General features: G+C 43.7%; 10 protein-coding genes. 4 read left to right on the plus strand and 6 right to left on the minus strand.

Annotated features, from left to right (window positions below; translation table 11 throughout):
* Nucleotides 1-112: 112 nt before the first annotated feature.
* Both VP97_RS05140 and VP97_RS05145 read right to left on the minus strand, forming a co-directional pair.
* Nucleotides 113-2,506, minus strand: a complete 2,394-nt coding sequence (locus tag VP97_RS05140; RefSeq protein WP_050180623.1) for a DEAD/DEAH box helicase family protein — start codon at nucleotides 2,504-2,506, stop codon at nucleotides 113-115.
* On the minus strand, nucleotides 2,499-2,825 hold the full coding sequence (locus tag VP97_RS05145; RefSeq protein ID WP_050180624.1) for a nucleoside triphosphate pyrophosphohydrolase: 327 nt from the start codon (nucleotides 2,823-2,825) through the stop codon (nucleotides 2,499-2,501). Before VP97_RS05145 ends, VP97_RS05140 begins: the two co-directional genes overlap by 8 nt.
* A gap of 193 nt (nucleotides 2,826-3,018) precedes the next feature.
* Between VP97_RS05145 and VP97_RS05150 the strand changes: the two genes are divergently transcribed.
* The 3 genes from VP97_RS05150 to VP97_RS05160 all read left to right on the plus strand — a co-directional run bounded on the left by VP97_RS05150 (nucleotide 3,019) and on the right by VP97_RS05160 (nucleotide 5,895).
* Nucleotides 3,019-3,327, plus strand: a complete 309-nt coding sequence (locus VP97_RS05150; RefSeq protein ID WP_050180625.1) for a hypothetical protein — start codon at nucleotides 3,019-3,021, stop codon at nucleotides 3,325-3,327.
* 323 nt (nucleotides 3,328-3,650) lie between these two features.
* A complete protein-coding gene (locus tag VP97_RS24340) occupies nucleotides 3,651-4,325 on the plus strand; it encodes an excalibur calcium-binding domain-containing protein (RefSeq protein WP_216594918.1) in 675 nt (224 codons plus the stop codon).
* A gap of 61 nt (nucleotides 4,326-4,386) precedes the next feature.
* Nucleotides 4,387-5,895, plus strand: a complete 1,509-nt coding sequence (locus VP97_RS05160; protein ID WP_050180626.1) for an S-layer homology domain-containing protein — start codon at nucleotides 4,387-4,389, stop codon at nucleotides 5,893-5,895.
* 83 nt (nucleotides 5,896-5,978) lie between these two features.
* Here the strand turns inward: VP97_RS05160 and VP97_RS05165 are convergent, their stop codons facing one another.
* The 4 genes from VP97_RS05165 to VP97_RS05185 form a co-directional block, all read right to left on the minus strand.
* Nucleotides 5,979-8,609, minus strand: coding sequence for an amidase (locus VP97_RS05165; protein WP_050180627.1), 2,631 nt, complete (start codon nucleotides 8,607-8,609; stop codon nucleotides 5,979-5,981).
* 671 nt (nucleotides 8,610-9,280) lie between these two features.
* Nucleotides 9,281-9,538 (minus strand): DUF3006 family protein, encoded by a 258-nt coding sequence (locus tag VP97_RS05175; RefSeq protein WP_050180629.1) that lies wholly within the window; start codon nucleotides 9,536-9,538, stop codon nucleotides 9,281-9,283.
* Complete coding sequence (locus VP97_RS05180; RefSeq protein WP_050180630.1) at nucleotides 9,538-11,247, minus strand: S-layer homology domain-containing protein; 1,710 nt, start codon at nucleotides 11,245-11,247, stop codon at nucleotides 9,538-9,540. The genes VP97_RS05175 and VP97_RS05180 overlap by 1 nt, the downstream gene beginning before the upstream one ends.
* Nucleotides 11,248-11,435: 188 nt before the next feature.
* On the minus strand, nucleotides 11,436-11,888 hold the full coding sequence (locus tag VP97_RS05185; protein ID WP_050180631.1) for a hypothetical protein: 453 nt from the start codon (nucleotides 11,886-11,888) through the stop codon (nucleotides 11,436-11,438).
* A gap of 279 nt (nucleotides 11,889-12,167) precedes the next feature.
* Here VP97_RS05185 and VP97_RS05190 point away from each other — a divergent pair, with 279 nt between their 5' ends.
* Nucleotides 12,168-13,286, plus strand: a complete 1,119-nt coding sequence (locus VP97_RS05190; protein WP_050180632.1) for a serine hydrolase — start codon at nucleotides 12,168-12,170, stop codon at nucleotides 13,284-13,286.
* Nucleotides 13,287-14,024 lie beyond the last annotated feature (738 nt).

Raw genomic sequence — 14,024 nt, forward strand, 5'->3', positions numbered from 1 at the left:
TGAATATGTCCGTCCGACATTCTGTGCACCGTTTTGTAGCCTTAAGGCTTTCTTTCACTAACCTGCTTCGTTCATACAATAAGCATCTATACAATTGAAATGCGTCCTGTCGTTACTTCTTTTCTTTCCTCTCAAAATACGCATGCAGTCTGTACTCACAAATGTCCTTCGTCCACTCGAACACTTCTTCATTCCCTGCCGCTTCAAGCTGAATGTGAAATTGGCCGTTTTCAAATCCAATCAGCCCTTTGCTGCTTCCGCTCCATTTTGTCATCGGCATTTTAGCGATCAAATCAGCCACTGCTTTTTCGTTATACTGCTCCAGCTTTTTTCCCTGCCGGTCGGAGAAATCAATTCGCTTTCGGTATTCTTTAGCGGTCAGGTACTGATGAAAATAAGGCGCTGCTTCTGCTGGCGTGATCGGGTCGAGCCAGTGTTCTGCACCTTTTGAAAGCATGTAGCGGAGCACGACCATTTTATAGCTTTTGTTCATACCTGTTTTTTCTACTTCCGCAAACCAGTGTGCAAAGGCTTCAAATGCCCCGCTTTCTGCTTCGGTCAGTTGATCGACTGCTGCTAAAAAAGCAGGATAAGAACCATAAAATTCCTTCACCATTTTACTGTCGACCGCCCCGTGCAAGTGCAGCTCCAGATAAGATGGACGGCGGCCCAGTTCTTTTTTTAACGCTTCATAAGCGATATGCAGCTGTTCTTTTCGCGGGTTGCGCTTTTGGTTCATCTCCTCGAGCAATTCAACCGCTTTTAAATCAAAGTCGATGATGCAGGATGCCGGCACAGCCGGAACGACGTCTCTTGTTTTGCGGTCCGGCTCGGTATCAAACACGCGCATTTTCACATCGGCATTACGGTAATTGCCAATCAGGTCAATCAGTACGCAGTGTGTTTTCCCTGGTGCTGTCCGCAGGCCGCGGCCGATCTGCTGGGTGAACACCGTTAACGATTCAGTCGGGCGCACAAATAAAATCGTATCAACAGAAGGGATATCCGTCCCTTCATTGAATAAATCAACAGTAAAAATCACATCCAGCTCCCCTTGATCCAGCATCGAAATCGCCGCTGGACGCGAGATCTCTTTTGTACCGGAATGAAGCGCAATCGTACGAAAGCCGTTTTCATTGAAATACCGGCTTAAAAATTCTGCCTGCCGAATAGAGGAGCAGAATGCAATGGTTCTCGTCTGCTTGTGCGTGCGCCAGGCGTTGATGATTTTTTCTGCCATATCGGCGCGCAGCTGCACCGCTAACAATTCTTCTTCATCGTAGCGGCTGCCAAGCCACGTCAGTGCCGAATAATCAGTGTCATCATACACACCGTAATAATGAAACGGCGCGAGCCATTGCTTTTGGATCGCTTCCATAAAATGAATCCGGTAGGCGACGTTTCCATCACAGATGCCATATACATCCTTGTTATCCATCCGGTCCGGCGTCGCGGTAATGCCAAGGAAAAATGTTGGTGTAAAGTAGTCGCGTACTTTTTGATACGACTGACTGGCAGCATGGTGAAACTCATCAATAACAACTAAATCAAAAGCATCCCGCTCAAACGTATGCAGATGATGCTTCAAGCTAATCGTAAAAACGGAGGCGAAAATCATATCCGCTTCTTTTTCCTTTGTGGTACCATTTAAAATTCCCGCTGTTCGGTCCGGATGCACATGCAGGAAGGATTTTTTTGCCTGCTCCAATATTTCAACGCGGTGAGCGACAAACAGCACCCGCTTAAAGTGCCTTGCAAAAAAAGCGGCCAGATACGTTTTGCCAAGCCCGGTCGCCATCACAACAAGCGCCCGCTCATATTCCTCCTCCATCGTCTGCTCCAGTGCCGCAAGAGCCGCTTCCTGGGCAGGCCGGGGCGATAAAACCGTATACGTTTCTCCTTGTTCTGCCACCATCGATTCCTGTCCGGCTGGCTCAGAAAACATGGCATCGACTTCTTCTGCTTCCGTCCATTCTGCACGAAGCGCGTTTTTTTCATGAAACTTTGTGTAACGGCCGCGGTAGTCATGAACGGTTTCCTGGTTCACCGGAACAGTTTGTTCGTGATAAAAAATGGCTTCGAACGCAGCAAGCGCCTCTTCAAACAAACGGTCATTTTGGGCCGCCACATTCCACTCGACGCCGCCGGTTAAAGCAGATGCCGACATATTAGAGGACCCGATAATCACATGTCCCTTTTCACCAAGGCGGAACAAATACGCTTTTGGATGAAACGAACGGCCGCCGCTTTTGTAAAGACGTATTTCTGCTTCCGGCACTTCTTCAACCAGCATTTGCAGCGCATCCGGCTGGGTAATATGCAGGTAATCACCCGTTCCAATCCGAATTTCCGCTCCCCGTGCCGCTGCCCTTTGCAAGGCGGGAACCAATTTTTTCACGCCGGACTTCATAACAAAGGAGGTTAAAATATCAATCTCTGTTGCTTCATCAGCAAGACGGTTAATGACGTCCAATAATTGCGAGGTGATCAGCTGTAGCTTAGTCATCCTCTACCTCAATTAAATAAATGCGGTCACTGAATCCCCCACGCTTTTCTGCTTTTTCACGGCGCACTGCTTCTAGCTCTTCGGCTGTCGCTCCGTGGATCGCTGCCGCTGCATGAATCAGCTCCAATAAATCAGCCAGCTCCTCCACTGCATCCTGATCATTTTCGGCACCTTCATATTCGGCTAATTCCTCGTGCATTTTTGTTTTCACTTCTTGTATGTATTCTTTTTCATCCAAGATACGCGATGTATAGGTCTTGCCCGCTTTTTCGATCACTTCTAAAATACGATCACGGACGAGCTTGTTATGGACTGGCATCCTTAGACACTTCCTTTATTTGTTTCCTATGATTTTAACAAATGCCTGTGAAAATTTGTTGACTTCCAGCTTAAAATCTCCAATGATAGAACAGATTGAGGTGGAACTTTTTTCCTAAAACAAGTGTGGTGCTTGAGTGCGGAAGGTGATCCCGATACAATGAAGCAAAGCAATACGTGTGAGGAGAGATGAAATGTCAAAGGAAATGGAAGAATTTATTGTGCAGAGCTACCATAAAGAAGAGAATATGATGATTCTCGTGTTTGCGCAATGGTGCATCAATCACGACCTGGACCCGGAAGCCGTATACTTAAAAGCCTATCCGGATCAAGCGGAGAATCAGGCGTTAAAAGACGCGCTGGCTTTAACAGTACCGAAAGAAGAAGCCGGCGAGGTGCCGGATGAAACACTGCTCGGAGTGCTGTCTCTTTTTGGCAATGATGATCTTGCTTTTATCGTTACAGAGGAGATTGCGCGGCGGGATGGAAAGAAAAAGCTGTAATCAATAAAAAGGGCTGCAGCGGATCATCCGGTGTGCAGCCCTTTTTTTATTTTTTTAGGAAGTTGTGCGTTGAAATCTTGTGAATGATCGTCTGCCAATCATTTGCATGTATTTCATGGCCTATTCTCTCTAAGTTGGGGAGCTTAACGTTCGGGATTTCATCAAAACAGATCAACACTATGTAAATATGACATTTTTCGTAGTAATTTGTCGACAAAAAATAGTAGTAATTACCTTTATCACGCAGGATAATAGACTCAGTTGATTTTATTACCCTCAAGTAACTAACTACCAAGAAAATTCATAAAGGAGGTGTAATTTAAATGGCTGCATTAGGTTTGTTAGGTCTAGGTCTAATTATTTTTGCTGTTTTGTACCTTATTTTTCATTTTCTCAGAAGCTTATTCAGCACCAAATATTATTTGTCCTGGCGAATTTTCTATCCTTCCCTGATCGGCGGTATCATCCTTTTCGTAGGTGCAATGGTTATAGATGATACTAACGCTGCTCAAAAGCTTGAAGAAACAACTGCTGAAAACACTAACCTTACGAATGAAATAGCCGAATTAAAAGAAGAGGTTGAATCATTAACACAAAAAGTAACGGATACTGAAGAGTACACTGAGGAGCTGGAAAAAGCGCAAGCAGCAGCTATAGCTGAAAAAGATTCTCTAGGCAGTAAAGTTGCTACGCTTGAAGAAGAAGTATCCCGCTTAACGGAAGAAAATAAAACGGTTACAGCTGAGCGAGACAGCCTTACTGAGGAAGTCGCGAGTTTAAACAGTACTATAGCGGCTAATGCTAGTAGTTCATCATCAGCTTCTTTTGATGAAACAGAGAGTGTAGCTTCTTCTGAACCTTCTACTTCTACTACCTATGAATTCTATGATAATTGTTCTGCAGCACAAGCAGCTGGTGCTGCTCCTGTGTATGCTGGTGATCCTGGTTACGGCCCTCATCTGGATCGCGATGGAGATGGTGTTGGGTGTGAATATTAAATGAGCTATGTGGGCTCGCATGCGAAAGATCGTTCTAAGAATAACAGGTTGGAGGTTTACAATGAAAAAATGTTTGGCAGCTTTGCTTTTTTCTTTGCTAGTTCTTGCCGGAACCCAGCAAGCTTTTGCAACAAATGCATTTAGTGATTTGCGACAAGATCATTGGGCACGTGAAGAAATTTACTTTTTATCAAACGAAGGTGTCATAAGCGGTTATAGTAACGGAAAATTCGGAGCAAATGACACAATCAAACGGCATCAGATGGCTATTATGCTCGGACGCGCATTAGACCTTGGCCAAATGAGTGCTCCGAATCCTGGATTCAAGGATGTAAATACAAAAACTGCTGGCTACAAAGATATTGCCGCTTTGGTTGAACAAGGGGTTATCTTAAAGGGAGAATATTTTAAACCAAATGCTGTGTTAACACGGGGAGAAATGGCTGTTTACCTGCAGCGGGCTTTCAATTTAAAAGTTAGTGGCGCACCTTCTTTTAAAGATATTCCATCTACTCATACTCGTTATAATGCGATTGCTGCCCTACAATCGAACGGGGTTACAGCTAAATACGCAGATGGAACTTTCCGTGAAAATGAACCCGTCACGCGCGCGCAGTTTGCTGCTTTTTTTGCACGTGTAATGGATGATCGTTTTAAAGTGACGGAACAATCCTTAAAAGAAGATGCCATTAAAAAGCGTACAAATGAAATTCTTGCAGGCATGCAAAAGATTATGCTTGGAAACATGGATTTGAAAAAAGGAGTGGCTAAACCTTTTGCTAACATAGAAAAGAAACTAGCGGCTTATGCCACTACTTCCTATATTCAAAACGAGGCTAAATATTATTATGCTCCTGTAAATCCAAGTACTTATAATTTATACCCTCGCGCCGAAGTAGAGCAACGTTTTAGAATCCTTAGTCAAACAGATACAAAGATTGTTTTTGAATCAATTACTAAAGACCATTATAAATTTAGTCAGGGTATTTTTTATGCTAAATATGAGCTGGTGCTTCAATCCGGAAAATGGTTATTAAATGATCTATTTTATGAATATGAACCTTTCAATACAAAAACCGTTGGTGGGTATGAATTTTACAGAACAAATTCTCCTCTCTACGACACCATTTTTGCGGATGCAAAAAATGGAAGATTAAAAGGAACCAATGTTACCTTAGACGATACCTTTGCCACGCTTAAGCAAAAAGCTGAAATTCCGGTATCCCAAGAATCAATGGTTTCTCAAGGTTCAGCCCTTGTGTATGTAGCTATATCAGATAATTTTTGGGCTGGCTTTAGATACTTCACCCTCGACAGTAATGGGAATTATCGTATTAAAGACAATGAACCAGTTGCAATCGTTACCCATATTACTCCAGCGTTTACTGCAGATTATAGTGTAGCATTCGAATACTTAAAAAGCCTTCAGCCTACAGAGCAATGGACACATCATTATGAATCGCCTTATCCGCTTGTTGAATCATATGATTTCTCAAATGGAAACAGCCTATATATAGACAGCAGAGTTTCTCCAGCTGGCTTAGAAGTATCTGTTGTTGGAGAGGGATAATTAATTAGCAAAAGCCGTATCAGCATGATAACTGATACGGCTTCTTTTATTTTTAGAATGAAGCTAACTTTCGACCTCTTACCTTATTCATTATATTCCTTTTCTGAAAGTCTTCCAGTGGAATTCGCATGAGCTGGTCGACCTGTTTGGTATGAATGACTTGGACGCCCTTTTTCATATGAATGCTGCGGACGTTTAGACTGATATTCAAGCCGAGGCGCAAAATTAGAAAGCTGCTGGCCTTGTGCCTGCTGCTCTAACGCATAACCCATCCCAAGTATTTGTGCGTCATTCCAAGCCGTACCCACTAGCTGCATAGAAATAGAGTAGCCATGCGAGTTTGTACCCACCGGGACAACTACCGTTGGTAAACCTACATTTGACGTTAAAACACCAGTTGCTCGGTCAGCTGTATGTTGGTTGCTAGCACCATCGTTGTTATACATATCGCTTATAAAGCCTGGATAAACTACTGCATCAACATCGTAGTCAGCCATCCATTGGGCAATAACCTGCTTATAATTAGCCCGATATTGAAGCCATGCATCGACTTGACTTGAAGTCATGCGCGGTGTGTCACGCAATTGCTGCTGATTATATGGAAGTACACGCGGAGAAGCTAAAACGGTATTTCCATCTTTATAAGGAAAATCATTGTGTAACTCAATATACCGTGCCCATCCTTCTATGTTCCGACTTCCTCCCGGGCTGCTTCCTCCACCAGGTGGAGATTTCATTTCCACCATAGTTCCTCCGGCTGCTTCTATATCAGCAAAGTGCTCCATTGCTGCTTCTCCAGTACCGTCATCGGCATATGATGAAACAAAAGAGCTTGGAATATAACCAATACGCTTTCCTGCCAAAGAATTCTCATCTAGGTAAGCCGTCCAATCATCCGGCCGGTGTGAATCAGCCTCTGTCGTTAACATATCTAACGGGTCCGTTCCTGTAGTCGCATTGAGTAAATAGGCAAGATCTGTAACTGTACGTGCAATCGGACCAGCATAATCCTGTCCCCACGTCAGAGGAATCACTCCGCTTGTGCTTGCCATACCATCTGTACCACGGAACGTAGTCAAGCTGGCGCCTACGCTTGGCGCGTATAAAGATACCCCTGTTTGGGTGCCAAGAGAGCCTGCAGCCATACTAGCAGCAACCGCAACGGCAGACCCTCCACTTGAACCAAAAGAAGTTTTAGACGGGTAAAGTGCATTCCAAACTTGCCCCCAACCACTTTCACTGTAACCGCCCGAATTAGCAAATTCCGAAAGGTTAGTCTTTCCGATTAAAACAGCCCCGCTTTCTCGAAGCTTTGCAACCTGATAAGCATCTGAATCTGGCTGCCAGCCTTCGAGTGCTAACGTTCCACCAGTAGTTGGCATATCTTTTGTATCGAACAAATCTTTGATAGCAATGGGAATACCTAGAAGTTCTCCATTTTCACCTTTCTTTCTTGCCCGGTCTGCTGCTTTCGCTTGTTTAATTGCGTCATCGGCAACATGAATAAATGCGTTAAAGCCAAATTGTCCAGAGTCGTATACAGCAATTCGATCTAAATAGGCTCGTGTAATTTCTTCTGAAGTCGTAACTCCCTTTTCCATATCCCGCTGCATTTCTGCAATAGACTTATTGACGACGTCGTAACGGGAGGTAGTGTAAGGTTCAACGGTTTTACCAGGAGGAGGGGTATTTAAATGGTTAACCGACGGACAAGCTTTAGCTTCCAAACCTGAAAGCTTCGACACATTCCAGTTATCCAAAGAACAAATCTCCTCTGTTGATAAATCTGAGAAATCCGGATTTGATGAAAGGCTGATAAGTTCTTTAACAGCTTTCTCTTCCGCTGTTGCACCAGTCGTCCCGGCGAGCACAAATCGAGCAAGCGACTTCGTTTCTCCTGGTTTAATCGTTAAGCTGTCAACAAATCCAAAAAAGTTAGATTCATTCCCGCTTTCTGCCATGGGTGTATCAAAGGGATTACGTTCTTGGTTACCCATACGTTCAAGCGATCCAGACTTTCCTATGACCACTCCTACTGGGCGCTGTCTTGTATCCGAAGTCGCCATTAATGACCAGGTATCATCTTTATCAATGTTCTGGTTTCCATCAGATGTACTTTTTATTGCGGCATGGTTAGACCCCGCGCCATAACCAAGAGCACCTCCAAATGAAACATCGACTATAACAGCTTTCTTACTAGTGTTGGTAAATGTATCAAAAAATCTTGTCCAGTTGCTACCAGTGGCGACCTTGACTTCTCGTGTAATATGTATACCACCAAGGTTCACAGCCTGTGTAGTTTCAAAGGTGTCCTTCCCATCAAATTGAAGCCCAAAACCTCTCATCATTTCTCCATTGAGACGCGGTTCCGGCGTGGTCGATACCTTTACAAAAATGTTGCCAAACCCTTGAACTTGAGATTGGCTTAAAGCTCGTATACTACCAGTATCAAGACCAGGCGGGGCGGCATCTTGAATTTGCCATGTAGCGTTATTACTGGCAGGTACGTTTGTGACAGCTGAGACAGGATTACCTGTCGCTATGCCAGTGGTTAATGAACCTAAAGTAAGCAGACTTGAGAGAATCCATGAAGATTTTTTTCTGAAATATCTAGATGTTGAGGGACTTATTTGTTTTTCTGAGGTGAGCTGAAGTGTAGAGGTTTTTTCTTTGGTGCATTTTTTCATAATTCCATTCTTTAATCCATTCGTCACAATTAATTAACCCCCTTTTAATTTAATAAAGTAGGTGCCGAGTAAAAGTACAAAGAATACGCCTCTCCTTTCCATTAAATTATCTAAGGAACATTTATACATTACCATAAAGCAAATTTTAAACTTTCAAATTAGTGAGATTTTCTTCCTTTGTTTTTGATAAAGTTAAGCCGTATCAGGATAATAACTGATACGGCTTTTGCTCATTGATTACGCTTGATCAGGTTAGTTTGAACTTCCTAGATAAGCAGAAAAGAAAAGCCTTATTGATACTGTGCCAGAATTGATAGATAAAAACATATAATGGCCGCAGTAAATAAGATTGCAGAATTCCTGCGATTTCTCCGCATTTTAATGCCATACGCACAGAAAAAGATAGCTGCAGCTAATTTAGAAACCCCTTGGTAATAGGCATTATACGAAAAAAATGAACTGCTAAAAATAATTGAGCTAAGTAAAGTGACAGAGATTAATGTTTTAAACCACAAAGGCTCCATTAAGAATTGTTTGATCATGAATTTAATCCGCTGCATAACGGTATAACTCCCTTTGAAAAGCTTTTGATTTTAATGAAGCGCAAGAGTACTCCATTCATTATATTCATGTCTTTTAAAAAGAAGCCCTTTTAAAAGATAAACAGCCGTACCAGCTACTGACTGATACGGCTGTTTTCAGTTGTTTTCTTCCCTTCTCTTAAGCAGCTGCTCTTTAATGGTTCTAGCCTTTTCCTTAATACTTTCCGTTTCCTTTTCTAAAAGGTCAATTTGGAGCCCTTTTGGAAGAGACTCAATTTTAATCAAGTCCCCTTCCTTCACATTAGCCCCGAGCTTTTCGACTTCTACCAGCTCTTCAATCGATTCATCTTCACGCCATAACAGCTTCGCCTGGCCTTTTTCAATAGACTCGATTGTATATATACCGTTTTTCATCAATCCATCACACTTACGATTTCCCAGTTTGAATCAAATAACTGTGCTGGATCTCCGATATTGGCCCACATGTTAGAGGTTGTCCATTTCAGATACGTTGGCTGCTGCTCTTTTGCGTTCGGCCCTGAGGTGACATAAACAGTCTTTCCTGCCCCCAAGACGTAGCCGTCAGGAAATGTGTACGTTTGGTTTCCTTGAACGCTTACAAGCTTCCAGCCGGACAAATCTACACTGCTAGCGCCACTATTCTTGATGCCAACTGTTTCTCCGGTTAAATCTTTGCTGGCAACTTCAACTGGACTGCTTCCTTCCACCGGCTCTTCTACCGTCGGCGGTTCGTCAATCCCCTGTGTGAAATGAATCTCCTGGCCGTCTGTCCAAGTTCCGATGTTGCCTTCTGGCGTTTTCCATACATTAACGCCATAATCAAGCAGGCGCTTCAGCACTTCAGAATGAGGATGGCCATATGTGTTCCCTTCTTCATAAGATAAAATCGCATCACTAGGGCTAACCTCAGCTAAAAAGGCTGCTGATGTGCCCGTAGAAGAACCATGATGTGAAACCTTTAATACTTCTGCATCCAAATCATATTTAGCCATGATCTCGTTTTCTACTTCAATACCGGCGTCGCCAGTTAACAAATAATCCGAATCACCATAACTCACTTTAAGAACAATTGAACCTTCATTTAAATCCGCTGCCTGGCTGTCTGCGTGCAGCACTTTTACTGAAACAGACGGATCTGGCGAGATATCCTGTCCTTCTTTTGCTACTTTAAAAGATGCGTCTGATGCCTGGATGGCTGCCAGATAATCCAGGTACGTGTTCGTTGTATGATCCTGGCCGGAATCAATGACGGTTTTAACACCAAAATCTTTAATCACAGCATCGGCCCCACCAATATGGTCAGCATCTGGATGTGTCGCCACAAAAGTATCAACGGTAAAGCCTGGACCAAATCCGTTAACTGCTTCTCTAATATCAGCATCCGACCGGCCGGCATCGACCATCATCGTCTGCCCATCTGGGAACCAAAGCAGAATGGCATCCCCCTGGCCGACATTTAAGAAATCTACATATAAGGTAGGTCCATCCGGCAACGGCTCAGAAGTATCTACCGCATCAATAGCACGCGACATAAACGCGGCAAATTGACCGCGTGTTACAGCTATGTTAGGGCGATATGTATTGTCTGTATAACCAGATGTGATACCAGCCGCAATCATCTTACCAATGTATGAATAAGCTGCCGAATCCTTTGATACGTCTTTAAATGATACCGGAGCTGTCTCCGTCAGTTCATAAGCACGTGTCAGCAAGATCGCCAGCTGTCCCCGAGTAACCGGCTCATTAGGACGGAATGTTCCATCTGGAAAGCCACTAACAATGCCTCCCTCTACCGCTTGTGCAATATATCCGGATGCCACACTTGATGGACTTACATCATTAAACACCGTCGATCGCTTTGTACCATCTACGTCAAATGCACGGCCAATCATAATCGCTGCCTGTGCACGAGTTACCTGCGTATCCGGTATGAACCGGCCATCCAGAAAACCAGAAATAATTCCTATGTCTGATAAATAATCAATATCCTCATGAAATCTGTAGCTTTCGGAAACATCCTTAAATGATGCTGCCTGAGCAAATGGTGCTGCAATGCCAAGCGTAAAAACTACACTGGCTAATAAAGCAAATGGCCTTTTCATATATTTTCTCCCCCTAGTTTACTAAACTGATTATATCTGTAAATTTGAAGTTTTGTAATAGGGTTCTGAGAAAACAGGAATTATTATCATATTTATAAAGTGTGTACTGAAATGGCCTGAATCATAGTTTCCTAGTCATTGAATGCTATCGTTATAATAAGAACTTAAACATACAGGCAACGCTCTGACTACTTTAATGTAAATATATTTTCCCGCGTCGTATTTTTACTGGTCCCCTCGAAATCTGTGTGTTTTTGCTGCCAGTTTTCCAGCGTTTCCAGAAAACGAACCTTGTTCTTTGCTTCTGCCAGCCCTCTTAAATCATCAATCATTTCTGCCATAAATAAACGACTGGCGGAATGACAGCCGGCCAGATTAATGGCCAGCGTTAAAAGCTGATTCAGGACTGGTCCATTAATTCCCTTATACAATGGTTTGTGCATCGTTCTAACGGTCTCGTCGTAAAGTTTATTGATCAAAGCCTCATTCAGCTTGAAGGAAAGATTTTGATTCTCCCCACCACGCGGTACAACGGGAAGCCGCTCTGATTCCCCATTTTCTACAACTTCATTGTAGTGTTGTTCACAAAAGCCGCGTGCGTAGTGCTCCTGCTCGCAGTCAGGTATTTTACAGTTCTTCATTTTTCACAGATCCTTTCAATAGATAAACTGATATCCTGCTGTAATGCTCGCCGTTTTTTCGTCAGATATTCAGCTTTGAGATTTTCTGCAAAACTCTTCTTTTCTATCAAGGTTTCTTCCTTTTATTGCCTATGAAACTATTTTAGCAAATACCCATGAAGAATTGTCGCTTTTTGGATAATTTGCAGGCTTCTTATTTTCTTAAAGAATTCATCCCATGAAACTTTTTTCATTCCCTTGCGTAAGGAAAAGAAAGCAAACATCGGGGAGTGAAGGACAATGAATTTCTTGTTATGGAGCCTGGGGGGATCAGTACTCATCCTCGTTTTCATTTTTTTCATTTTGAGTACTGTGTTCTCGCGCAAGGTAAAACAAGCGGGGCCGGATGACGTGTGGCAGCTTGTCCGTGATCACGCCGCGGAGAAACGAGCGGCTTTAACGGTGCGGCTGGACGGGGAAACGGTGGTGAATGTGAACGGGGATGTGAGTCTGCCGCTGGCGAGTACGATAAAAATCATTGTGGCGGTTGAGTATGCTCGCCAGGCAGCTGAAGGACGAATTGATCCGGAGGAACGGGTGACGCTTCAGGCGCTTGAGCGTTATTACGTTCCGAGAACGGACGGTGGTGCCCATGCAGCCTGGCTGGGCTCTGTCGAAAAAATAGGTTACGGTGAGTCGGTGCCGCTTCGTGAAGTGGCACGCGGCATGATCGCGTATAGCTCCAACGCCAATACTGATTTCCTGCTGGCACTGCTTGGGCTTGAAGAGATAAACGGTGTTCTTGCTTTGTTTGGCCTCGACCGGCATGAACCGATTTATCCGCTGGCGGGCTCGCTGTTTGTGCCGGTCCAGCTCGTTCATGAGCATGGAGGCAATCGAAAGCAGGCGATACAGGCGCTTAAAAGAATGAGTCTTTCTGATTACCGGCAGCGCGCCACGGCACTTCATGAGCGGTTCGCGTCCAGCCCGCCGACAAAAGCAGAGAAAAAAGCACTGTACCGCTTGATGAGCGTTCCCAATCAGCGCATCTGGTCAGACCGGCTGGCACGCTCGACCACAGAAGAGTATGTATCGATTATGGCAAAGCTCAACAGCCGCTCCCTTCTGCCGGAATCGGTTTATTCGTTTTTATCCCCGGTGCTGGAGCAGCTGATGGAATCACCCGAAAACCGGGAATGGCTGGCCCATGCCGGAAAAAAAGGCGGGTCGACTGCATTTGTCCGCACGGAAGCCCTTTATGCGACCACAAAGGACGGACGGCAGCTGGAGCTGGCTCTTTTCGCAGATGGTTTAACCATGCTGGACGGAGCGCGGCTGTCAAACGGCTTAAATGAGTTCCAACTGCGGCTGATCCGCGACGAGGCATTTCGGAACAAAGTGGTCGAGGTGTTTCGATAAATAATAGAAACGTATAGGTGCTATTTATGTTAGGGATTATATGCTGGGTACACAAATTCAGGAAAGCTTGGTATCAAGTGCTCTCGACCCGGCCACAAGAATGAGAAATGATATCAGAATGGGTGAACAGCTTTGGCAGAATTAGAAAAAAGGCTTTTATATTTGTGTACAGGAGAGTTTTTTTCAGCAGTGGTTTTTTCTTTTTTGTATTTGTATCATTCGGTTCATCCAATGAATCATTTTGCTTTACTTTTCGCGCTGTTTTTCCTGTTGAATTTTATCTTGCTGCAGGCCAGTTTTTACTGGTTTATAAAATGGAAGAGAATAAGAACGAAAAGAAACGTTTTTCCTAACCTCGGCAACGTTCTAAGCGTATTCAAAAAGATAAATGGTGTGCTTCTCGCCTGCTTTCCTATTATATTGATACTCAATATTTTGATTGGGCAGCTCTCCCCTTTCCAGGCTTTCCTGGCTGTCTTCGTTTATGGCTTTGCCCTGATTGAATATGTAAATTACTATCACATTCAGTTAACAAACTATAAGAATGGACGAGGAAAAAAAGCATCGATCTTAAAGGAGCTGGATAAACGTAAGCTTTTACAGAATTAGCTGCATGAAAAAAACTGAAGCTGTGTAGTTTCTTCATTTTTAAAAACTTTATTACCTTTTCCATCATTGTCTTCGATGCTCCGTCCGTGTGTACATGTTTCTTACATATGCTTCACGGCCGCTCAAACG

This window comes from Domibacillus robiginosus, from assembly GCF_000966195.1.
GTDB classification, from domain to species: Bacteria; Bacillota; Bacilli; order Bacillales; family Domibacillaceae; genus Domibacillus; species Domibacillus robiginosus.